We start from the raw sequence: 23,058 nt of genomic DNA on the forward strand, positions 1-23,058 counted from the left end.
TTGCTCCGCGTTCTAAGCTGGGGGACCCACAGACACAAGGTGCCCAGATGGTTCTGTTCGACGACCCCGCCCCCGGTGGCAACAGCCCCGAATTCACGGTGACCGAGCTTTCGGGCGCGATCAAACGGGTGATCGAGGGGGAGTTCGGACATGTGCGGATTCGCGGTGAAGTTGGCCGGGTCAGCCGCCCGCGTTCGGGGCATGTCTATCTCGACCTCAAGGATGACCGCTCGGTCATCTCGGGCGTGATCTGGAAAGGCGTGACCGCGCGGCTTGAGACCCAGCCCGAAGAGGGGATGGAGGTCATTGCCACCGGGCGCATCACCACCTTTGGCGGGCAGTCGAAATACCAGATCGTGATCGAGGACATTAAACCGGCGGGCATGGGCGCGCTGATGGCGCTGTTGGAGAAACGCAAGGCAGCGCTGGCGGCCGAGGGGCTGTTCGCCCCCGAACGCAAACGCCCGCTGCCCTATCTGCCTGAGATCATCGGGGTTGTGACCTCGCCCTCCGGTGCCGTGATCCGTGACATTCTGCACCGGCTGCGGGATCGTTTCCCGCGCAAGGTGCTGGTCTGGCCGGTCGCCGTACAGGGCACGAAATGCGCGCCAGAGGTGGTGCGCGCGATCGAAGGTTTCAACCGGCTCACCCCCGGTGGCGCATTGCCCCGGCCTGAGTTGATCATCGTGGCCCGTGGGGGTGGCTCGGTCGAAGACCTCTGGGGTTTTAACGAGGAAAGCGTCGCGCGCGCGGCGGCGGCGTCGGACATCCCGCTGATCTCTGCCGTGGGGCATGAGACCGACACGACGCTGATCGACTTCGTCTCGGACAAGCGCGCGCCCACGCCGACGGCGGCGGCGGAATTGGCGGTGCCGGTGCGGCATGAGCTGGCGGCATGGCTGGAGGGGCAGGGCGCGAGGATGCGTCAGGCGCTGAGCCAAGGGTTGACCCGTCGCAGCCAGCGGATGCGGGATCTGGCGCGGGCCTTGCCCCGGGCCGACACGCTGCTGGAGGGGCCGCGCCAGCGTCTTGATCGCGGGGGGGAGAAACTGGCCCCCGCGTTGATTGCGGGCGTCCAAGGCCGCCGCGTCAAGCTGGCTGATATGTCTGGCGCTCTGCGCCCCGGCACCCTGCGCCGCCAGTTGGAGGCGGATCGGCAACGTCTGGCGCAGCTCTCGGCGCGGCTCGACCCCGCGTGGCAACGCAATCTGGCCGGACAGCGCGAGCGGCTGGCCGTGCGGATTGACCGGTTCCACCCCGAGGTGCTGCACCGTCAGATCCTCCGCCGCCGGGAGCGGCTTTTGGACCGCACGCAAACCTTCCGCCCCGAGGTTCTGCGCCGCGACCTCTCGCGCCAAGACCAACGGTTGAAAGAGGTGCTGGCCCGGCTGGCGCGCGCAGGCCGCGCCGATCAGGACCGCCGCCGCCGCCAGATCGACGCGATGGGCCGCACGCTCGGCACGCTCGGCTATCGCGAAACGCTCGCCCGTGGTTTCGCCGTGGTGCGGGGCGATGGTGATGTGGTGACCAGTGCGGAGGCTGCCAAGAAGGCGGCGCATCTGGAGATCGAATTCGCCGACGGTCGGCTACCGGTCAAAGGCGAGGGCTGAACTGGCCTAGACCCCGACCTCCGGCCCAAGGCACAGCAGCGGCTCGGTCATTTCCCGCGCCTCATAGAGCGCGGTCTCGGACGGGTCATTCTCGAACCGCGCGACCAGCCCGGTCGGGCTTTCGGTAAAGCTCCAGCATTGCGGGGCGAGGTCGTCTTCATAGACAAAGCAGATCAGCCCATCGGCCTCATACCAGCGCCCCTCTTTGCAATGGCCATCCAGAAAGGACCACTGCACGCGCCGGTTCTCGTGATAGATTTCCGCCCCATAGGGCGCGCCGGACTGGCCGAAATAGAGCGTTTTTCCTTCCGTATAGGCTTCGAACTCCGCCGCCGACATCTCGGCCAAGGCAGGCAGCGGAAGGAAGGCGCAGATCAGGGCGAGGGCATGTCTCATGCTCTCAGCCTGCCAGAAGCCCGCGCGCCGCGCCAGCGGGATCAATGCTGGCCCCACCGGGCGAGGCGGCGGTCCATCACCCGCCGCCAGAGCGGGGGGACAAGGGCGATCACCGCCATGACGGGCAGGGAATAGGGCAGTTTCGGCATCTCCTGCGTCACTTCCAGCGCCGGAAAAGCGCGGGCGGGGCGCATGTGGTGATCCGAATGGCGCGGGGCATTCAGCATCATTGCGGCGGAGTACCATTTGGGCGCGTTCCAACTGTGCTGCGGGCCTATCGGCTCAAACCGGCCATCGGGGCGCTGCTCTCGTCGCAGCCCATAGTGCTGCACATAGTCCGACAGCAGCAGTTGCATCTGTGCATAGGCTGCCAGCCCGATATAGGCGAGCAGCCCGGCGACCCCGCCCAGCAGCAGCGCCGTGAGCAGCGCCAGCGCCGCGCCAGTGAGGTAGAGCGTGTAAGGGTGCAGCCCCTGCGCCCCCGTCTTGCGCGCCCGCTGCGCGCTGTCGGCCTGCCACCCGGCGCGAAACTCCCCCCAGCTTGCGCTCAGCAGAAACCGCCAGAACCCCATGCCCTTGGGCGCGGAGTTGGGATCAGCCGGGGTGGCGGCGGCGGGATGATGTACCCGCAAATGGGCCGAGACGTGATGCCCGTGCAGCAGCGAGATATAGATCGCCGTGCCGATCCGCCGGCGCAGGCGGCGGCTGGCGTGGATCAACTCATGGGCGTTGGAATTGCTGATCTGGCCCAGAAACAGGCCAAGGGCGGCAAAGATCAGGGCGCGGTCCAACGCCTCAAGATGCGGGGCTGCGCCAATCGCCCAGACCCCGAGCGGCAGCAGCAGGAAATGCGCGGCGGCCAAGGTCAGCGTCAGGGCGCGGCCTGAGCTATCGGAAAGACGCAGCGCGCGGCCCAACCGGTCCATAAAGGCGACATGCACCGTGATCGACAACAGCGCCAGCACGGGCCAGACCCCGCCCCAGAGGGCGGCGGCGGCGATCAGCACCGCCGGTGTCAGACTTGCGATCACATACCACAGCATGCGTTTTCCCCTGCGACCCCGGCCAGTCGGCCCGGCCCCCGTATTCTGCCCGCCGCAGGGGCCGCGCACAACGCAAACACCCGCGCGATTGTCGCTTTTTGATCGCGCCTAGGGCTTTGGATTTGTTACCAAGGCGGAAAGCAAGGCGGGGGGAGAGACATGGCGCTGGACGATCACGGGAAGGCTGCGGCGGGGGAGCCGCGAAAGGGCGTTTGGAAATCCGGCAAGGGCAAGGGGCGGCATCACCCCAAGGGGCGACAGTTGCAGGATACGGCGTGGGAGGAGGTCCGCGCGCTGTTGGGCGACCGCCCGCGTGCCCGCGATCTGCTGATCGAGTTTCTGCATCTGATCCAAGACCGCTTTGGCCACTTGTCGGCCGCGCATCTGCGCGCCTTGGCCGAAGAGATGCGCCTGTCGATGGCCGAGGTCTATGAGGTCGCCAGTTTCTACGCCCATTTCGACGTGGTGAAAGAGGGCGAGACCCCGCCGCCCGCGCTGACCATCCGTGTTTGCGATTCTCTGTCTTGCGAGCTGGCCGGGGCGCAGGCCTTGAAAGCTGCGTTGGAGGAGGGGCTGGACCCGACCGAAGTGCGCGTCCTGCGCGCGCCCTGCATGGGGCGCTGCGACACGGCGCCGGTGCTGGAACTGGGACATAACCATATCGACCATGCGACGCCCGAGAAAGTGCTGGCGGCCATTGGCGCCGGAGATACCCATGCCCACCTGCCCGACTATGAGGCTTACGAAACCTACGCGGCGTCAGGGGGTTACGACGCGCTGTTGAACCTGCGTCAGGGGGGCGATTGGGAAGCGGTGCAGGAGCAATTGTTGCAGGCTGGGCTGCGCGGTCTTGGCGGGGCGGGTTTCCCCTCGGGCAAGAAATGGGGCTTCGTGCGCGGCAACCCCGGCCCGCGTTATCTGGCGGTGAATGGCGATGAGGGCGAGCCGGGCACCTTCAAGGACCGCTGGTATCTCGAACGCAGGCCGCATCTCTTCCTCGAAGGCATGTTGATCGCCGCTTGGGCGGTGGAGGCGGAGAAAGTCTTTCTCTACATGCGCGATGAATACCCGGCGGTGCTGGAGATCCTGCGCCGTGAGATTGCCGCTCTGGAAGGTGCGGGCCTCATCGCGCCCGGCTATGTCGATCTGCGCCGCGGGGCGGGCGCCTATATCTGCGGCGAGGAAAGCGCCATGATCGAAAGCATCGAAGGCAAGCGCGGATTGCCGCGCCACCGCCCGCCCTATGTGGCGCGCGTGGGTGTCTTTGGCCGCCCGACCTTGGTGCATAACGTGGAGACTCTGCATTGGATCGCCCGCATTTGCCGCGAGGGGCCGCAGGTGTTGAACGGGGTCGAAAAGAATGGCCGCAAGGGGCTGCGGAGCTATTCCGTTTCGGGCCGCGTGGCGCGCCCGGGGATGTATCTGCTGCCCGCAGGCTCGACCATCACCGATATCATCGCGGCGGCGGGGGGCATGGCAGAGGGCCATCTGTTCAAAGCCTATCAACCGGGTGGGCCGTCCTCGGGGCTGTTGCCCGCGTCGATGGCGGATCTGCCGTTGGACTTTGACACGTTGCAGCCACATGGGGCTTTCATCGGCTCGGCAGCGGTGGTTGTCCTGTCGGAACACGACAGCGCGCGGGCAGCCGCCCTCAACATGCTGCGGTTTTTCGAGGATGAAAGCTGTGGCCAGTGCACGCCCTGCCGGGTCGGCTGCGAAAAGGCAGTGAAACTGATGCAAGAGGACCGATGGGACCAAGACCTGCTGGAAGAGCTGTCGACCGCCATGGTCGATGCCTCGATCTGCGGGTTGGGGCAGGCGGCGCCGAACCCGATCCGGCTGGTGATGCAACATTTCCCCGATGAAATCTAACCCCGCCCCCTCCCGGCGGGCTTGATCTGCCCGGGCGCCCTTCCATCTGCGGGGGCTAACCTATAGATCAAGACGAAACTGCATGGGAGACGCCGATGGCCTTCTTCACGAAGCTCAAGGACCGCTTGTTCAAATCCTCGTCCAAACTCGACGAGGGGTTGGAGGCTATTGTCAGCGATGGCGGCGAGGCAGAGGCCGAAGCCGCCCCCGTGGATGCGGTGATGGACCAGCCCGGCGCGGCCTCTGACGTGATGCCCGACGGGCAGGAGGACAGCGGCCCGATGTTGGCGGCAGAGCGGGAGGCGGAAGAGCCGACCCCCGCGCCTGAACCCGCCCCCGCGCCCGAGACGCTCCCAGAGCCCGAGCCGCAGCCTGCGCCTGAACCGCAGCCTGAACCGACTGAGCCCCAGCCGGACCCCACACCCGTGCAGGAACCCCCCGCCGCTGACCCCGAGCCCACCCCGACCCCGGAGGAAGTTCCCGCGGCGACCGACCTGCGCCAAGCGATGACCCCCGTCGCCCCGGCGCTGGACGAAACCCCGGCAGAGGCCGCCCCCGCCAAACCGGGCATTCTGGGCCGTCTCATGGGCCGCGGTGCCGCGCAGCCCGTGGTGCGCCGGACGCTGGATGACGAGATGCTCGAACAGCTCGAAGAGCTGCTTATCAGCGCCGACATGGGCGTCGACACGGCGCTGCGGGTCACCGCGAATATGGCCGAAGGGCGCTTTGGCAAAAAACTCTCGGTGGCAGAGATCAAACAACTGCTCGCCAGTGAAGTCAGCCGCATCATGGAGCCCGTGGCTCGGCCCCTGCCGCTCTATGCCAAGACCCCGCAGGTGGTGCTGGTGGTCGGCGTGAACGGCTCGGGCAAGACCACGACCATCGGCAAATTGGCCTCGCAATTCCGTGCGGCGGGCAAGAAGGTCGTGATCGCCGCCGGTGACACGTTCCGCGCCGCTGCGGTGGAGCAATTGCAGGTCTGGGGCGAACGCGCAGGCGTGCCCGTGCTGACCGCGCCTGAGGGCAGCGACCCCGCGAGCCTTGCCTTTGACGCCATGGGCCGCGCGCAGGAAGAGGGGGCCGATCTGCTGCTGATCGACACGGCAGGCCGTTTGCAAAACCGGGGCGACCTGATGGAGGAATTGGCCAAGATCGTCCGCGTCATCCGCAAGAAGGATGAGAGTGCGCCGCATAACACCCTATTGGTGCTAGATGCGACGACAGGGCAGAACGCGGTCAATCAGGTGAAAGTCTTTCAAGAGATTTCCGACGTAAGCGGTCTGGTGATGACCAAGCTCGACGGCACCGCTAAGGGTGGCGTGCTGGTGGCGCTGGCGGATCGCTTTGGCCTGCCCATTCATGCCGTGGGCGTGGGCGAGCAGATTGACGATCTGTCGCCCTTTGACCCGGATGAATTCGCCGCCGCCTTGGTGGGCACGGATGGCTAACGACATCTCGGTCGCTGGAGGCGGCGGCCCCGTTCAGTCGTGGGTGCCAAGCTTTCGTTCGATCCAGCGCAGAACGGTGAGAACCAGCACCACGACCCCTGCGGTCAGACAGGCCAACAGGATTTGCCCGGCGCCGCAGGACAGGCCGATGGCACCGGCCAGCCACATCGACGCGCCGGTTGTGATGTTGCGCACCTCGCCGTTCGAGGTGAAAATGATCCCCGCCGCGAGGAATGCGACGCCTGCGGTCACCGCCTCGATGAGGCGCAATGGATCGAAGCGCATCTGGTCGCCATCGCCAAACTCCAGACTGCCAAGCTCTTGCCCGATGATGATGAAGAGACAGGCGGCGATGGCCACCATGATATGGGTCCGCAGACCCGCGGGTTTGTCGCGCCGCTCGCGTTCATACCCGACGATACCCGCCAGAAAGGCCGCCATGAGCAGCCGCGCCGCGGCCACGGTAACCGGCACTTTCGAAAAACTGTTGGTGAGGTCCGCGATCAGGCTTTCAAACATGGAATTTCCGTTGGTGATAAAGGCTTTGAGGTATAAACCTCTCGCCGCCGTGGTGGTTCCGCGATGACCGATTGGATCCTGTCGATCGAAGGCACTCCGGCGGGCCATACCGCAGCTCTGTGGCTCGCGCTTTCGGCGGCCTTTTTGCATGCAGTCTTTGGCGCGCTGCAAAAGGGGCGACATGATCCGTGGCTCACGCGCGGGGCGATCGACGTCTCTTATGGCGTGATGGCGGCCCCCTTCGCGCTTTTCGTCGTGCCTTGGCCCGAGCCGAATATGTGGGTGATCTTCCTCGGCGCTTTCGTGATCCATGTGATCTACAAGCTGTTGCAGGCATGGGCCTATACCAAGGGCGCCTATACGGTGGTCTACCCGGTGGTGCGCGGCACGGGGCCGCTCTTTGCCGTGGTCGGCGCCTATTTGATCTTTGGTGAGCGGTTTAACGCGGTGCAGTGGCTTGGCGTGGCGGTGCTGCTAAGCGGTATCTTCGGCCTTGCCCTCTATAACCTGCGCAATTTGGTCGCCGCGCGCGATACGCTGCACGCAGCGCTCGGGCTGGCGGTGCTGACGGGCTTGTTCGTGGCGCTTTACACCACATATGACGCATACGGCATCCGCGCCACGGCGGATCCTTTCACCTTCCTCGCATGGTTTTTCATGATCGACGGGTTGGTGATGCCGGTGATCGCATGGCGGCGCTGGCACGCGATGGAGAACCCGCCCGAGGTGGCGCCGCTGATGCTGCGCGGCTTTATCGGCGGGATCATCGCTTTTGCGAGTTTCGGGTCGGTCATGCTGGCCACGCGGCTCGACAAGGTGGGCGAGGCGGCGGTGCTGCGGGAGACCTCGACCGTCTTTGCCGCGCTGATCGGGGTGCTGGTGCTGAAAGAAACCGTCGGCCCCCGCCGCATCGCGCTGATGGCGCTGATCGCAGCCGGGGCGGTGATTGTTGAAATGGGCGGCTAAAGGAACAGGCATGTCAGAACCAAGAGAGATCAACCCAATGCTGCGGGCAGGCTTGGAATACGGGCCGGTCTTGGCCTTCCTCGTGGCCTATCTGTGGCTCAAGGATAACACCTATACCTTCAGCGGGACGGAGTATGACGGCTTTATCGTCGTCACCGCGATGTTCGTGCCGCTGCTGGTGCTGTCGACCGGCGCGCTTTGGGCGCTGACGGGCAAGCTCAGCCGGATGCAGGTCGCCACCGTGGTGCTGGTGGTGATTTTCGGCGGGCTCTCGGTCTGGCTGAACGACGACCGCTTCTTCAAGATGAAGCCGACGCTGATCTATGTGCTTTTCGGCGGCCTTTTGGCCGTCGGCCTGCTGCGCGGGCAATCCTATCTGAAATACGTCATGGAAGAGATGATGCCCCTGCGCGATGAGGGCTGGATGCTGCTGACCAAACGGCTGATGTATTTCTTCTTTGGTCTGGCGCTGGCGAATGAGGTGATTTGGCGGTTCTTCTCGACCGATACTTGGGTCTACTTCAAAACCTTCGGTCTCACGGCGGCGATTTTCGTTTTCTTCATGGCGCAGGGCAAGCTGTTCGAAGCCTACGGCGAGAAGAAAGACCAAAGCTGATCCGCTCAAATTTAACGAACGCCCCGCGCGAAACTGTTGACCTGTAGCGTCGCGCGGCGTAATCCACCCCGCGTGGCGATTTGTTACCGGATTGTGGGCCACGTTAAACATGCCGCTAAAAGGTCAGGATGAAAGACCCCTTTCGCTTGGCCGCGTCTGGGGTTTTTTTATGCCCGCGAGGTCGGGCCGGAAGGATGAGATAGATGAGCAACGACCGTCACGCGCGCACCCAAGCGATCCACGCAGGCACCCGCCGCAGCCAATATGGCGAGGTGAGCGAAGCGATCTACCTGACCCAAGGTTTCGTCTATGACAGCGCCGAACAGGCCGAGGCGCGTTTCGAAGAGATCGGCCCGGATGAGTTCATCTATGCCCGCTATGGCAACCCCACGGTCGCCATGTTCGAGGACCGTATCGCCACTTTGGAAGGGGCCGAAGATGCCTTTGCCACTGCCAGCGGCATGGCGGCGGTCTCGGGCGCGCTGATCTCGATGCTGAAGGCGGGCGATCATGTCGTCTCGGCCCGGGCGCTATTCGGGTCTTGTATCTATGTGCTGGAAGAGATCCTTGGCCGCTACGGGGTGGAGGTCACTTTCGTCGACGGCAGCGACCTTTCCGCTTGGGAGGCCGCGATCCGTGAGGACACCCGCGCGGTCTTCTTCGAATCCGTGGCCAACCCCACGCTTGAGGTGATCGACATCGAAGCCGTCGCCAAGCTGGCCCATGCCAAAGGCGCGCTTGTGGTGGTCGACAATGTCTTTGCCACGCCGGTCTTTTCGCGCGCGATTTCGCAGGGCGCGGATGTGGTGGTCTATTCCGCGACCAAACATATCGACGGGCAGGGCCGTGCGCTTGGCGGTGTGGTGCTGGGCAGCCGCGAGTTCATCCGCGGCACGCTTGAGCCTTACATGAAACACACCGGCGGCTCGATGAGCCCCTTCACCGCATGGATCATGCTCAAAGGGTTGGAGACCATCGACCTGCGGGTGCGGGCGCAGGCGGCCAGCGCACAGGAACTGGCCGAGGCGTTGGACGGTCACGCGGCCTTGGCGCGGGTGCTTTACCCGGGCCTTGCGGGCCATGCGCAGAACGCGCTGGCGATGCGCCAGATGGGGGCAGGGGGCACGGTGCTGTCCATCGACCTCAAGGGCGGCAAGGCGGCGGCTTTCGCTTTCCTGAATGCGTTGCAGGTGGGCGTGATCTCAAACAACCTTGGCGACGCCAAGACCATCGTCACCCATCCGGCCACCACCACCCACCAGCGTCTGCCGCAGGACACCAAAGACCTCTTGGGCATCACGCCGGGGCTGGTGCGGATCAGCGTAGGGCTGGAATATAGCGGCGATCTCAAGGCCGATCTGCTGCAAGCCTTGGATGCGGCGGCGCAAGCCTGACCTGATGTGTCGCGGGCGCGGTGGCATTTTGGCCCCGCGCATCATACATTGAGAGCGACAGACCGGAGGGCCGCGCAATGAACATCGTGACTGAGATGTCCGAGACACCGGACCGGGAGGCGGCGCAATCCGCGCTCGCCACGCTGCGCGCTTGGGCCGAAACGGCCACCCCGGCCGAGATTGCAGCGCTGGACCCGGCCATGGCGCGGATGCTGGCCCCCGCCGAATATCCCGCCCTTAGCCGCGCCTATCCCGAAGATTTCACCGCGGGCGACAACTACCGCGCCAGCCTGCCGGATCTGCAAAACGGCCCCTCCAGCCTGATCCGCGGCGCGCAGCAGTTGATCCAGCATGTCGGTATCTCGAACTTTCGCCTGCCGATCCGCTATCGCAGCCGCGAGGGCGGGGATCTGCGGCTTGAGACTTCCGTGACCGGCACGGTCTCGCTCGATGCGGAGAAGAAGGGCATCAACATGTCCCGCATCATGCGCAGCTTCTACCGCCATGCCGAAGCGACCTTTAGCTTCGAGGTGATCGAAGCGGCGCTGGATGATTACAAAGCCGATCTTGAGAGCTTGGACGCGCGAATTCAGATGCGCTTTTCCTTCCCAATGAAAATCGGCAGCCTGCGCTCGGGCCTCACGGGCTATCAGTATTACGACATCGCGCTGGAGTTGGTAGAACAGAACGGCGAGCGCAAGAAGATCGTGCATCTCGACTATGTCTATTCCAGCACCTGCCCCTGTTCGCTGGAACTGAGCGAACACGCGCGTCAGACCCGCGGGCAATTGGCGACGCCGCATTCGCAACGCTCCGTCGCGCGGATATCGGTCGAGACACGGGACGAGGGCGATTGTCTGTGGTTCGAAGACCTGATCGAGATTTGCCGCCGCGCCGTGCCGACCGAGACGCAGGTCATGGTCAAACGCGAAGACGAACAGGCGTTCGCTGAGCTTAACGCCGCCAATCCGATCTTTGTCGAGGATGCCGCGCGGCTGTTTTGCGAACAGCTTTTGGCCGATGACCGGGTGGGCGATTTCCGCATCGTCGCCAGCCATCAAGAAAGCCTGCATAGCCACGATGCGATCAGCGTGCTGACCCAAGGTGAGACCTTTGCCGCGCAGAGCATCGACCCCAAGCTTTTCAACACGCTCTTCCACGTCGGCTGACCCCGGACGGCGCGGCAATCGCGCATTGGTTGTTCGCAGCCCGCGCCGCGCCCCTTTGCGGGGCATTCCGCCTGTCTTAGCGCGGAAATGGTGAATGTCGCCCTGTCAGCCCTGCAAGTCCCGACCAGCGGCTATGCGAAAACGTCGGTTCTGCTGCGGCGCAGCATTGCCTATCTAACGGTCATCGAAATACTGGAAATTGCAAAGGCAATCAGATGACCTACCAGAGCACTGCTCACCCCGCCCACTCCGTCTCTCCCCTCGAAGGGCTGTGGCGCGCCGGCGCCGGTCTGCGCCGCTTTTTCGCGGGGATCGGCCATGGCATCATGATGGGCTCCACCGCCCAACGCCGTTTTGAGCAGGTCCAAGGCCTGCAAGCGAAAAGCGACGAAGAACTGGCCGCCATGGGCATCAAGCGTGACGACATCGTTCACCACGTTTTCAAAGACCTCTACTACATCTAAGACGACACGGACCGGGGCCAAATCGCGCCCCGGTCCCGTCTCGGCTTGACAGCGACGAGCGGCCAAGCCAACGCTGCGCGCATGTTGGATATACGACCTGTCGGATATGTCGTGGGCCTTTTGGTGGCCGTGCTCGGCCTTGCCATGATCATCCCGATCTTGGTCGATCTGGCCGAAGGCCGGGGCCAGTGGTGGGTCTTCGTCGAAAGCGCGCTGATCACGACGCTGGGTGGCGGTATGATCGCCCTCGCCAGCGCCAATGGGGTCCGTGAAGGGCTCACCATTCAACAGACATTCATGCTGACCACTGGCGTCTGGCTGATGCTGCCGCTCTTCGGGGCCTTGCCTTTCGTGCTGGGCGCGACCGAGGCCAGCGTGACCGACGCGATGTTCGAGGCGATGTCGGGGCTGACGACCACCGGGGCCACGGTGCTGACCGGGTTGGAAGACCTGCCCAAAGGTCTGCTGATCTGGCGCGGTATTCTGCAATGGCTGGGCGGCATCGGTATCGTTGTCGTCGCCATGGTGTTTCTGCCCGAGTTGCGGGTCGGTGGTATGCAGATCTTTAAATCCGAGTCCTTTGACACATTCGGGAAAATCCTGCCCCGCGCGGGGCAAATCGCGACGCAGATTTCGGTGATCTATCTCTGGCTCACGCTGGCCTGTATGCTAAGCTATCTCGCCCTTGGGATGACCACATTCGACGCCACCGTGCATGCGCTCACCACCGTCTCGACGGGTGGTTTTTCCAACTACGATGCCTCCTTCAGCACTTTCTCCGGCCCCGCCGAATATGTCGCCGCAATTTTCATGATCCTCGCGGCGCTGCCCTTCGTACGCTATGTGCAGCTGATCAACGGCAACCCCGTGGCCCTGCACCGCGACCCGCAGGTGCGCGGCTTTTTCATGACGATGACCTTTCTGGTGGTGATCGTCTTTTTCGTTCTGCGCAGCGGCACGACCTATGAATCCGAGCGGGTCTTGCGCGAAGCGCTGTTCAACATCACCTCGATCATTTCGGGCACCGGCTATGCCTCGGCGGACTATATGCAATGGGGCAGCTTTGCCGTGGCGCTGTTCTTTTTCATCGGCCTGATCGGCGGCTGCGCCGGATCGACCACCTGTTCGATCAAGATCTTCCGCTATCAATTGCTCTTTGCGTCGATCCGCGCGCAATTGCGGCGGATCCGTTCGCCCCACGGTGTCTTTACCCCGCGCTACGATGGCCGCCCGGTGGGGGCGGACGTGCTAAGCTCGGTGATGTCCTTCTTCATGTTCTTCGTCGTATCGCTCGGCCTGATCTCGGTCGCGCTGAGCCTGACGGGGTTGGATTTCGTCACCTCCGTCTCGGGGGCGGCGGCGGCGCTGGCGAACATCGGCCCGGGGTTGGGAGAGATCATCGGCCCGGCGGGGAACTTCAGCAGCCTCAACGACACGGCGAAGTGGATTTTGATCATCGCCATGTGGATCGGGCGGCTGGAGCTGATGGCGGTCTACGTCATGTTCACCGCCAAGTTCTGGCGCGCTTGAAACGTAAAAGGGCGGCGCTGATGGCACCGCCCTTTGTCTTTGTCGCTAGGGGCTGAGCCCCCCGCGTTATTCCCAGCAGCTGACCAAGACGGTCATGCCCTGCGCGCGCAGGGTCAGGTCGCGCGGCGCAATCGGGCCTGTGGCCCCCTGCGCCTGTTTGCTGCCTAGCCCGGCCTCCTGCGCTGCCTTTAGGATCACATCGCCATCGAGGGCAAAGCTCACGTCTTCGGGCAGTTTGCGGTCGGCATCCGGTTGGGGCAGCAACATGCCCACGACGTGGCCATTCTCGTCAAAGACCGGACCCCCGGCATCGCCGGGCTGGGCTTTGACCGAGAGGCGCTTGAGGGTCTCATCCCCGTTCAGCCCCTTGAGGTCCGACAGCGCGCCAAATGTCAGTGTCGCGGCGCTCAGCACGCCCTCGTAGGAGTAGCCCGCGACGGAGATTTCCGATTGCAGGCGCGGGGCCGCGTTGCTGAACTCGGCCACCGCCAGCGGGGCGAGGCGGCTTTCGGGCTTGAGCAGTGCAAGGCCGCGCGCCTCATCGGTGGCGACCACCGTGGCATCGGTATCGGCGTCCAGCGTCACCCGCCCGCAAGAGGCCACGACTTCACTGGTGGTCACGACCGCGCCGTTGTCATCGACGAAAAAGCCGCTGCGGGCGATCTTGGGCTGGCGGATCTGCAAACCGGCGACCAGATCAATCGCCTGCGCATCGCTGTTGCCTGCGCCGGCGTCGAGCACGCCGGGCAGGCGGGTCAGGCTTTTGGACATCTCGGCCACCACGCGGCGGCGGCGGTCTTCGTCCCCGGCGGGCCAGATCAGCGTGAAGCCCTTGATCTGACCGTTCTCCAGCGAGACCTGCGTCTGGCTGATGATGCTGCCGTTCTCGCCGATCAACTCAAAGGAATTGCGCTTGCGCTCGCGCGGGCCATCCAAGGGGACGATCTCAAGCGTTTGCATGATGTCATAAAGGCCATAGAGCGTATTTTGATTGCCCGGCTGGCTGATCAACAAGACCCGCGCGCCGATGTTGCCACTGCTGTCGTAATGGGCAAAGGGCGGCTCGTGGCGGGCGAAGTCGACCTCGGCGGTGGGCATCATGATCTCGATCCCGGCCTTCTCGTCGCGCACCAGTTGCAAGCCCAGCCCGTCGAGCACGGCGTTATACTGCGCCATCAGAGCCGCCCGCTGGCGCGTGGTCAGCACACCGGTCTGCTCATAGCTGTTGGCGCCCTGCCACGCGCGCATGGAGGCACGGGTGCCACGGCCAAAGGCACCGTCAATCGCGGCATCATAAAAGCCCGCCCATTGCAGGGCGATTTGCAGGTCTTTGCGCTCCTGCGCCGAAAGGGCGCGTTCCGAGCGGCGCGCCTCTGCCGGGGTTTCATCCGGTTCCGGCGGCGTGGGGGCCGGGGCGGTCTCGGCCTCTGCGGCTTCGGTTTCACCCTCCGTCCCTGCGGGATCAAGCGGGGTGGTCGTGACATCGGGGGTGCTGCTGCCCGCGGCGGCTTCCTCTGGCGCAACGCCATCCACGCCTACGGGTGCGTCGATCACGCCGGTTTCCAGAACGTTGTCACCCACGGGCCAGAATTGCTGCTGGAACCGGCTGGATTGCTGGATGAAGCTGTCGCGCGGCACCAGACCGTCGCGCACATAGCTGCGCAGCACCAGTTCTGCATCCTCGCGCCGGTAGGGGCCCACGGCGATACCGTACCAACCGCCGCCCAAGGCAAAGCCATTCACGTCATCCAACAGGGTCTCATAGGCGCGCGCCCGGTCCGTGGCCTCGGCCAAGGACGGTTGCGCCTCGATCTGAACCCAAACGACATCCTCTGCCGATTGCGCCCGCGCAAGGCCCGCCCAGGTCAGGCTCAGGGCCAAGAAGATCGCCACGGGGGCACGTAGAATTCGCTTCATCGTCACTCAACTCTCGCAAAACCAAATCCGAGCCAGATTACGCCGGAAAGCGGCGCGAATGCCATGCCAAAGGGGGCGAAATTCTGATAAAGCTGTGATTGACCCCCATGGTTTGCAGACGTAGGAAAGGCGCGCATCATTAAGGGGCAATCACCATGTCTGACGCAGCGCAGAAACCACGCTCTTTCCAAGAGATCATCCTTGCTTTGCAAAGCTATTGGGCGCGGCAGGGCTGCGCGGTGCTGCAACCCTACGACATGGAAGTGGGCGCGGGCACCTTTCACCCGGCCACCACGCTGCGCAGCCTTGGCACGCAGCCTTGGGCTGCGGCCTATGTTCAGCCCTCGCGCCGCCCCACGGATGGGCGCTATGGTGAGAACCCGAACCGTTTGCAGCATTACTACCAGTATCAAGTGCTGATCAAACCCAGCCCCCCCAATCTGCAGGAGCTGTACCTCGGCTCGCTCGAAGCCATCGGCATCGACATGGCGCTGCATGACATCCGCTTTGTCGAGGACGACTGGGAAAGCCCGACGCTCGGCGCTTGGGGGCTGGGTTGGGAGGTCTGGTGCGACGGCATGGAAGTCAGCCAGTTCACCTATTTCCAGCAGGTCGGTGGCCATGACTGCCACCCCGTCTCGGGCGAGCTGACCTACGGGCTGGAGCGTCTGGCGATGTATGTACTGGGCGTCGACCATGTGATGGATATGCCCTTCAACAGCCCCGACGCGCCGATCCCGCTGACCTATGGCGATGTGTTCAAACAGACCGAAGAGGAATTTGCGCGCTGGAACTTCGATACGGCCAACACCGAGGTGCTGCTCGATCAGTTCAATGAGGCTGAGGCGCATTGCAAATTCATCCTCGAACAGCCCGCCGAAGACCCCAAGACCGGCAAGCGCATCGTCATGGCGCATCCGGCCTATGACCAATGCATCAAGGCGAGCCATATCTTCAACCTGCTGGATGCGCGCGGCGTGATCTCGGTCACCGAGCGGCAGGCCTATATCGGGCGGGTGCGGGCGCTGGCCAAGCAATGCGCGGATGCCTTCGTGCAGACCCGCGCCGGCGGCTGGACGCCCGAGGCGGACAGCGCGGCATGAGCGGCAAGATTGTTGGCATCGTGATCCTCGTCTCCGCAGTGATCGCCGGTGCGGCGCTCTATTACCTTCAGATCTACGGCTTTTATCACGATGTGCCCGAGGCTAAGGTTGAACTCGTCTCTTTGACGACGGAGGAGCCGGAGGAGATCGCGGCGGAGAACCTACAGGCCATCGACGCCGACAGTTCCCCGATCCGGTTCCGCGCCTGTTTCGAGCATGACATCAGCCTCGCCATGGCGACCGAGACCTATGAGATGACCGACCACACCGATCCGCGCAACGCGCCGGGCTGGTTTGATTGTTTCGACGCCCCCGCCATCGCGGCTGAGATCGAAGCGGGCAGCGCGCTGACCTTCCTCGGCGGCAAAAACGTGCACTACGGCGTCGACCGGATCGTGGCGCTGACCGACGACGGGCGCGGCTATATCTGGCATGAGCTGAACGACTGCGGTGAGAAGTCCTATGACGGCACCGTGGTGGGCGAGGCCTGCCCGGAACGCCCCGCCGACTGATCTTATCCCCGCGCGCGGACCCTCTCGGCGGAACCTTTTGACGCTGCCGAACGCTTGTCCCCACATAGAACGGGGGCGAAAATGTCAGAGAAAACACATGAGGGGCTGAAATGGGTGATGCGCGCAGGCTACGGCGCGCGCGGGCTGATCTATACGATCATCGGGGGGCTGGCGCTTTTGGCCGCCCTGAAACGCACCCAAGCCTCAGGTACGAAAGACGCCCTCGCGGCGCTGCGGGATGAGCCCTATGGCATCCCCGCTCTCTTTGCCATCGGCATCGGGCTGCTTGCCTATCTGGTCTGGCGTGTGGCCGCGGGCGTGAAAGATGTCGAAGACCACGGCACCGACGCCAAGGGGCTGGTCGCGCGGCTGGGACAGATCACGACCGGGCTGATCCACGGCGGTATCGGCGTCTCGGTTCTCGCTCTGGCGATGAGCGGCAAGAACTCCGGCGGCAGTTCCGCGCAGGATTGGACGCAAAAGCTGATGGCCATGCCCGCCGGGCGCTATATCGTGGCCGCGGGGGCGCTGATCCTGCTGGGCGCGGGGATTTACTACGCCTACAAAGGGCTGAGCGGGAAGTATAAGGGCCATCTGGCGCGCACCCATTTCACCGAAAGCATCGACCCCATCGTGAAGATTGGCCTTGTCATCTATGGCGGAATTCTGGCGCTCGTCGCCTTTTCGCTGGGCTATGCGGCGCTGACGGCCAATCCCGAACAAGCGGGCGGTCTGGGCGAGGCGCTGCAAGACCTGCGCGGCATGGCCTTTGGGCGCTTCCTTCTGGGCGGGGCCGGGCTGGGGCTGATCGGTTTTGCGGTCTATAACTTCGTCGAGGCGGGCTACCGCGTGGTGCCGAAATTCTCCGACCCCGATATCCGCACCTTGTTGGATTAAACGCGGGGCGGGGGGCTAGACCCTCCGCCTAGCACTCGTTATCCAAGCCCCCGATGAGACGCCGCCGTCGCGGCAAGAATTGGGGGCCGCCCGTGCCAGATCTGCTGATTGAACTTTTTTCCGAAGAAATTCCCGCGCGGATGCAGAAGCGCGCGGGCGAAGACCTGCAAAAGCTGGTGACCAACGGTTTGGTCGAGGCCGGTCTGACCTATGGCTCCGCCGCCGTCTTCACCACCCCGCGCCGCCTGACGTTGGCGCTTGGCGACATGCTCGCCGCCAGCCCCCGACAGGTGGAAGAGCGCAAGGGCCCCAAGGCCGACGCGCCCGAGAAAGCCATTGAAGGTTTCCTGCGCGGCGCGGGTCTGACCCGCGACCAGCTTGAGGAACGCGATACGCCCAAGGGCAAGGTGCTTTTTGCCAAGATCGAGAAGCCGGGCCGCCCCGCCGCCGAGATCGTGGCCGAGGTGCTGGAGCAGACCATCCGCAACTTCCCCTGGCCCAAGTCCATGCGGTGGGGCAGTGGTAGCCTGAAATGGGTCCGCCCGCTGCATTCCATCCTCTGCGTGATCAGCGACGAGGCCGGGGCCGAGGTGGTGCCGCTGACCATCGACGGGATCACCGCCGGGAACACCACGCGCGGGCACCGTTTCCTCGCCCCCGACGAGATCGAAGTCGCGGGTTTCGAGGACTATCAGGACAAGCTCAGCCGAGCCTTTGTCGTGCTCGACCCCGCCGCGCGGGCCGACACGATCTGGCATGACGCCACCAACATGGCCTTCGCCGCCGGGCTGGAAGTGGTTGAGGACGCAGGGCTTCTGGCCGAAGTCGCGGGCCTCGTGGAATACCCCGTCGTGCTGATGGGCCGCATCGGTGAGGATTTCCTCGGCCTGCCGCCGGAAGTGCTGCAAACCTCGATGAAAGAGCATCAGAAGTTCTTCTCGGTCCGCAATCCGAAGTCGGGGCAGATTGAGCGGTTCGTCACCGTCGCCAACCGCACCACCGCCGACGAAGGTGCCACGATCCTCGCCGGGAACGAGAAGGTTTTGGGCGCGCGGCTGTCGGATGCCAAGTTCTTCTGGGACAACGACCTGCGCAGCGTCACCACCGGCGCGGGCATGGAGACTTGGGTCAAGGCGCTGGAAAACGTGACCTTTCACAACAAACTCGGCACGCAGGCCGAGTTGATCGACCGCATGGCGACGCTCTCGCGTGAGCTCGCCCCGCTGGTAGGTGCTGACGCTGACGAGGCCGAAAAGGCCGCTCGCGTCGCCAAGGCCGATCTCAGTTCCGAAATGGTCTATGAATTCCCCGAGTTGCAGGGCCTGATGGGCAGCTATTACGCACGCAAGGCGGGGATGTCGGATGCCGTGGCCGATGCGGCCAAAGACCATTACGCGCCGCTCGGGCCATCCGATGGCGTGCCGACCGCGCCGGTTTCCATCGCCGTGGCAATGGCCGAGAAGATCGACAAGCTCACCGGCTTCTGGGCGATTGATGAGAAACCGACCGGAAGCAAGGACCCCTTCGCGCTGCGCCGTGCGGCTTTGGGTGTGATCCGGATTTTGGTGGAGAATGATGTGTCGCTGTCGCTGAACGACGTGCTGGGCCAAAGCGCCGAGATCGTCGGCGACCGTGACGCGGGCCGGGCCGATACCGCCGACATTCTGGGCTTCATCCACGACCGCCTGAAAGTCTACCTGCGCGACCAAGGCATCCGTCACGACGTCATCGACGCCTGCATTGCCATGGAGGGCAGCGACGACCTCACGCTACTGGTCAAACGCGCCCGCGCCTTGTCGGAGACGCTCAAAACCGACGATGGCGAGAACCTGATCCAAGGCTTCAAACGCGCCAACAATATCCTCAGCCAAGCCGAAGAGGCCGATGGCGTGGAATACTCCTTTGGCGCTGATCCGAAGTTTGCCGAGACGGAGGCCGAAAAAGACCTCTTCGCCGCACTCGACAAGGCAGAGGCCAAGATCACCCCGGCAATGGCGGCGCAGGATTTCTCGACCGCGATGGCGGCCATGGCGGAATTGCGCGGGCCGATCGATGCCTTCTTCGAGGCGGTACAGGTCAACGCCGAGAACCCCACGGTGCGGCGCAACCGGCTTAATCTGCTGAGCCGCATCCGCACGATCTGTAGCGCCGTGGCGGACTTGACCAAACTGGACGGCTGACCCCAGAGGGGGCGAGATCCCTTGCCCCTTCTGCCTCAACCCCTATGCTGCACCGGAACGATTAAGGTGCCGCAGTGCAGAACGATCCCCATACCACGCTGGTGACGCCCACCGCGCCGATTGCCAATACCACCCACGGCGGGCGGGCCAAATGTTTGCAACGTCTCGTGCGGCTCGACCTGCCGGTGCCGCGCACCATTGCGCTGTCCTTTGACGCGGTGCAGCAGATCGCGCGGGGGCAGATGCCCGACGTGCAGGCGGTGGTCGATCAGTTCCCGAAGGGTGCGCTGCTTTGCGTGCGGCCCTCCAGCCAAGACCCCGATTGGGGCGGGCCGGGGGCGGTGCTGAACATCGGGATTAACGACGCGCTCTTCGAAAGCTACGCGGGCAGCATTGGCGAAGGGCCCGCGGCGGCACTTTATTCGCGTTTCGTGCAGTCCTACGCGGTCAACGTGGCCCGTCTCGACCCGGATATGTTCGACGATGTGAATGGCGATGGCCGCGCGGCGCTGATGGAATCCCTGCGTGCCTATGAGGCCGAGACCGAAGAGCGTTTTCCCCAAGACCCGGCAACGCAACTGGCGGCGGTGCTGCGCTCCATGGCGCGGGCGTGGAACGGCACCTCGGCGCGGCTGCTGCGGCAGGCCAAGGGCGCGCCTGCGGATGCGGGGCTGGGGCTGGTGGTGCAAGAGATGGCCTTTGGCGTGGGGCAGGGGCAATGCGGCTCGGGCGTGTTGCAACTGGTCGACAGCGACACCGGCCTGCCGCAGATCACCGGGCGCTATCTGAGCCAGAGCCAAGGCCGCGACGCGCTCGAAGGCGATGCGGCGGCGATGTATCTCACCCGCGATCCGCGCGGGCCATCGCTTGAAGAATTGGTGCCCGAAGCCTTTGCCGAATTGAAGGACCACGCGGCGCTGATGCGCAAGAGGCTGCGCGCCGAGATGCAGGTCGAATTCGTGATCGATCAGGGCAAGCTGCATATCTTGGACGGCGTGAAGGTCGCGCGTTCCTCTCGGGCTGCCGTGCGGATCGCCGTGGCGCTGGCCGACGAGGGGATCATCAGCCGCGAGGAAGCACTCATGCGGGTGCAGCCGCGCACGCTGTCGGAACTGCTGCACCGCCAAGTCGATCCAAGCGCCAAGCGGGACGTGATCGGGCGCGGCATCGCAGCCAGCCCCGGCGCGGCCACGGGGCGGATCGTCTTTTCCGCCAGCGACGCGCAGGCAAGTGCTGCACGGGGGGAGCCTTGCATCCTTGTCCGGCGTGAGACGTCGCCCGAGGATATTCGCGGCATGCATGCCGCCGCCGCCGTGCTGACCGAACGCGGCGGCATCACCAGCCATGCGGCGGTGATCGGGCGCGGCATGGGGCTGCCTTGCGTGGTCGGCGCTTCAAACATGCGCTTTGTGGTGACCCAACGGCAGATCATCGCCCCCGATGGGCGGGTCTTTGTCGAGGGGGATCAGGTCACCGTCGATGGCTCCACCGGGCAGGTCTTGGCGGGGGCTGCCAAGATGCAGGAGGCCGCGCTTGACGATACCTTCAACCGCCTGATGGGCTGGGCCGAGGATGTGGCCGATATCGGCATTCGCGCCAATGCCGACACGCCGACCGACGCGCAAACCGCGCGCAACTTCAACGCCCATGGCATCGGGCTGTGCCGGACCGAGCATATGTTTTTCGAGCCGGGCCGCCTGACCGTGATGCGCGAGATGATCTTTGCCGAAAGCGGGGAAGACCGCCGCGCGGTGCTGGAACGCCTGCTGCCCATGCAGCGCGAGGATTTCACCCAGCTTTTCCGCATCATGCAGGGCCAGCCGGTCTGCATCCGCCTGTTCGACCCGCCGCTGCACGAATTCCTGCCTTCCGACAAAGCCGGGCAGCGCGAATTGGCCGAGGCGCTTGGCCTTCAGATGTCCGACGTGACGCGCCGCGTGGCGGCGATGACGGAATATAACCCGATGCTTGGCCTGCGCGGGGTGCGGTTGGGGGTCACCGTGCCCGAGATCTATGAGATGCAGGCCCGCGCGATCTTTGAGGCGACGATCGAGGCCAGTCGCGATGGCGAGCCGGTGGTGCCCGAGATCATGATCCCGCTGGTCAGCGCCCGGCGCGAGGTGGAACTGGTCAAAGCAAGCGTTGATGCCGTGGCCGCCGCCGTGCGCAGTGAGCGCGACGCGAGCTTTACCTACCGCCTTGGCGTTATGGTAGAGACCCCGCGCGCTTGTCTGCGCGCCGATGATATCGCGCCGCATTGCGCCTTCCTCAGTTTCGGGACCAACGACCTGACGCAGATGACCTATGGCCTCTCGCGCGACGATGCGGGGCGCTTCATGTCGAACTACGTGCAACAGGGGGTTTACCCGGAGGATCCGTTCCATGTGCTCGATACCGATGGGGTCGGCGAATTGCTGCAACTCGGGGCGGAAAGAGGGCGCAAGGCGCAGCCCGGAATCACCCTCTCCATCTGTGGGGAGCATGGCGGCAACCCCGAATCCATCGCCTTTTGCCGCGAATCGGGGTTCGATTATGTTTCCTGTTCGCCATTTCGCGTGCCAGTTGCACGTCTGGCCGCCGCCCAACTCGCCATTGCCCACAAGATCGGGTAGGGGCGGCGGGCTCCAGCCCAATTTATACCATAATTCGGCGAGTTTCTGCACATAACGTCTGGTTGGGTTTACCGCCGGGAACCTTTTGGCTATCCGCCCCGCAGCCCTAACAATGATGCGAGGCGCATAATGCGTTTTATCCGGTCGATCTCTTTTGCTCTTTCCATGGCGCTGTGCAGCAGCCCGCTGGCGGTTCAGGCCAGCTCCGAAAGCGCGAGCGATCTTGCGCAGATTGAAATTCAAGGTCTGAAGTCCGCCGGTGCGGCGCGGCTTCAGGAGATGGTCGCACAGCCCGTGTCGGCCAGCGCGACAGATGTGAAATTCTCCACGGCCTGGATCGACAGCCAGCCCAAGGCCGAAGGCAACGCCGAGTTGCAGTGCCTTGCCGAAGCGCTCTATTTCGAGGCGCGCGGTGAGACGGTCAAAGGCCAGTTCGCCGTGGCCGAAGTGATCATGAACCGGGTGAAATCCGCCCGTTTCCCCGGCACGCTCTGTGGCGTGATCAATCAGGGGACGGGGCGCAAGTATCAGTGCCAGTTCACCTACACCTGCGACGGCCACAAAGAGGTCATCAATGAACCGCGCGCTTTTGCCCGTGTCTCGAAAGTCGCGCGTGCGATCATCGACGGCAGCGCGCCGAAGCTGACCAATGGGGCGACCCACTATCACACCACTGCCGTGAACCCCAATTGGGCGCGGGTCTATACCAAGACCGCGCGGATCGGGCAGCACCTCTTCTATCGCCACACATGGAAGACCGCCTCGAACTGAGGGGCGGGATGTGCCTTCGGGTGCTGGTCTGCCGCCGGT

Annotated in this window: 19 protein-coding genes and 1 riboswitch; of the genes, 15 read left to right on the plus strand and 4 right to left on the minus strand. The window is 64.3% G+C overall.

The genetic code is table 11. The features are described 5' to 3' along the window. Nucleotides 1-47: 47 nt before the first annotated feature. Complete coding sequence (xseA, locus tag ACGYK9_RS13405) at nt 48-1,610, plus strand: exodeoxyribonuclease VII large subunit (RefSeq protein WP_394411982.1); 1,563 nt, start codon at nt 48-50, stop codon at nt 1,608-1,610. Between the two features lie 6 nt (nt 1,611-1,616). Here xseA and ACGYK9_RS13410 read toward each other — a convergent pair whose 3' ends face one another. Next, nucleotides 1,617-2,006, minus strand: coding sequence for a hypothetical protein (locus ACGYK9_RS13410; protein WP_394411985.1), 390 nt, complete (start codon nt 2,004-2,006; stop codon nt 1,617-1,619). 41 nt (nt 2,007-2,047) lie between these two features. Beyond that, entirely contained in the window at nt 2,048-3,049 is a 1,002-nt protein-coding gene (locus ACGYK9_RS13415) for an alkane 1-monooxygenase (protein ID WP_394411988.1), read from the minus strand. Between the two features lie 159 nt (nt 3,050-3,208). Here ACGYK9_RS13415 and ACGYK9_RS13420 point away from each other — a divergent pair, with 159 nt between their 5' ends. Together ACGYK9_RS13420 and ftsY are read left to right on the plus strand one after the other, a co-directional pair. Continuing rightward, a complete protein-coding gene (locus ACGYK9_RS13420; protein WP_394411991.1) occupies nt 3,209-4,921 on the plus strand; it encodes an NAD(P)H-dependent oxidoreductase subunit E in 1,713 nt (570 codons plus the stop codon). Between the two features lie 95 nt (nt 4,922-5,016). Beyond that, nucleotides 5,017-6,369 carry a signal recognition particle-docking protein FtsY gene (ftsY, locus tag ACGYK9_RS13425; protein WP_394411994.1) on the plus strand — a complete coding sequence of 451 codons (1,353 nt, stop codon included), beginning with the start codon at nt 5,017-5,019 and terminating at the stop codon, nt 6,367-6,369. Between the two features lie 33 nt (nt 6,370-6,402). Here ftsY and ACGYK9_RS13430 read toward each other — a convergent pair whose 3' ends face one another. Then, complete coding sequence (locus ACGYK9_RS13430) at nt 6,403-6,888, minus strand: MgtC/SapB family protein (protein WP_271693342.1); 486 nt, start codon at nt 6,886-6,888, stop codon at nt 6,403-6,405. A gap of 63 nt (nt 6,889-6,951) precedes the next feature. Here ACGYK9_RS13430 and ACGYK9_RS13435 point away from each other — a divergent pair, with 63 nt between their 5' ends. From ACGYK9_RS13435 to ACGYK9_RS13460, 6 genes are all read left to right on the plus strand, one after another. Next, nucleotides 6,952-7,854: a DMT family transporter gene (locus tag ACGYK9_RS13435; protein ID WP_394411997.1), complete on the plus strand. Its 903-nt coding sequence runs from the start codon at nt 6,952-6,954 to the stop codon at nt 7,852-7,854. A gap of 10 nt (nt 7,855-7,864) precedes the next feature. Continuing rightward, nucleotides 7,865-8,470, plus strand: coding sequence for an inner membrane-spanning protein YciB (locus ACGYK9_RS13440; protein WP_394412000.1), 606 nt, complete (start codon nt 7,865-7,867; stop codon nt 8,468-8,470). 62 nt (nt 8,471-8,532) lie between these two features. Next, nucleotides 8,533-8,609: riboswitch (SAM riboswitch) on the plus strand. Nucleotides 8,610-8,673: 64 nt separating this feature from the next. After that, nucleotides 8,674-9,864, plus strand: a complete 1,191-nt coding sequence (gene metZ, locus ACGYK9_RS13445) for an O-succinylhomoserine sulfhydrylase (RefSeq protein WP_394412003.1) — start codon at nt 8,674-8,676, stop codon at nt 9,862-9,864. Between the two features lie 77 nt (nt 9,865-9,941). After that, a complete protein-coding gene (gene folE2, locus ACGYK9_RS13450; RefSeq protein ID WP_394412006.1) occupies nt 9,942-11,033 on the plus strand; it encodes a GTP cyclohydrolase FolE2 in 1,092 nt (363 codons plus the stop codon). 215 nt (nt 11,034-11,248) lie between these two features. Further along, nucleotides 11,249-11,497, plus strand: a complete 249-nt coding sequence (locus ACGYK9_RS13455; RefSeq protein WP_394412009.1) for a hypothetical protein — start codon at nt 11,249-11,251, stop codon at nt 11,495-11,497. A gap of 81 nt (nt 11,498-11,578) precedes the next feature. Further along, nucleotides 11,579-13,027 carry a TrkH family potassium uptake protein gene (locus ACGYK9_RS13460; protein WP_394412012.1) on the plus strand — a complete coding sequence of 483 codons (1,449 nt, stop codon included), beginning with the start codon at nt 11,579-11,581 and terminating at the stop codon, nt 13,025-13,027. A 66-nt stretch (nt 13,028-13,093) separates the two neighbouring features. Here ACGYK9_RS13460 and ACGYK9_RS13465 read toward each other — a convergent pair whose 3' ends face one another. Then, entirely contained in the window at nt 13,094-14,944 is a 1,851-nt protein-coding gene (locus ACGYK9_RS13465; protein ID WP_394412015.1) for a serine protease, read from the minus strand. A 155-nt stretch (nt 14,945-15,099) separates the two neighbouring features. On the opposite strand from ACGYK9_RS13465, the gene ACGYK9_RS13470 reads away from it, so the two are divergent. From ACGYK9_RS13470 to ACGYK9_RS13495, 6 genes are all read left to right on the plus strand, one after another. Beyond that, nucleotides 15,100-16,047 carry a glycine--tRNA ligase subunit alpha gene (locus tag ACGYK9_RS13470; RefSeq protein WP_209217886.1) on the plus strand — a complete coding sequence of 316 codons (948 nt, stop codon included), beginning with the start codon at nt 15,100-15,102 and terminating at the stop codon, nt 16,045-16,047. Next, nucleotides 16,044-16,559 (plus strand): DUF6446 family protein, encoded by a 516-nt coding sequence (locus ACGYK9_RS13475; RefSeq protein WP_271687774.1) that lies wholly within the window; start codon nt 16,044-16,046, stop codon nt 16,557-16,559. Before ACGYK9_RS13470 ends, ACGYK9_RS13475 begins: the two co-directional genes overlap by 4 nt. Before the next feature lie 81 nt (nt 16,560-16,640). After that, nucleotides 16,641-17,456: a DUF1206 domain-containing protein gene (locus ACGYK9_RS13480; RefSeq protein WP_394412019.1), complete on the plus strand. Its 816-nt coding sequence runs from the start codon at nt 16,641-16,643 to the stop codon at nt 17,454-17,456. 92 nt (nt 17,457-17,548) lie between these two features. Beyond that, nucleotides 17,549-19,636: a glycine--tRNA ligase subunit beta gene (gene glyS / locus ACGYK9_RS13485; RefSeq protein ID WP_394412022.1), complete on the plus strand. Its 2,088-nt coding sequence runs from the start codon at nt 17,549-17,551 to the stop codon at nt 19,634-19,636. Between the two features lie 74 nt (nt 19,637-19,710). Beyond that, nucleotides 19,711-22,248: a pyruvate, phosphate dikinase gene (gene ppdK / locus ACGYK9_RS13490; protein ID WP_394412025.1), complete on the plus strand. Its 2,538-nt coding sequence runs from the start codon at nt 19,711-19,713 to the stop codon at nt 22,246-22,248. 129 nt (nt 22,249-22,377) lie between these two features. After that, nucleotides 22,378-23,019: a cell wall hydrolase gene (locus tag ACGYK9_RS13495; RefSeq protein WP_209217890.1), complete on the plus strand. Its 642-nt coding sequence runs from the start codon at nt 22,378-22,380 to the stop codon at nt 23,017-23,019. Nucleotides 23,020-23,058 lie beyond the last annotated feature (39 nt).

This window comes from Sulfitobacter sp. 1A15258 (genome assembly GCF_043557045.1).
In the GTDB taxonomy this organism is placed as follows: domain Bacteria; phylum Pseudomonadota; class Alphaproteobacteria; order Rhodobacterales; family Rhodobacteraceae; genus Sulfitobacter; species Sulfitobacter faviae.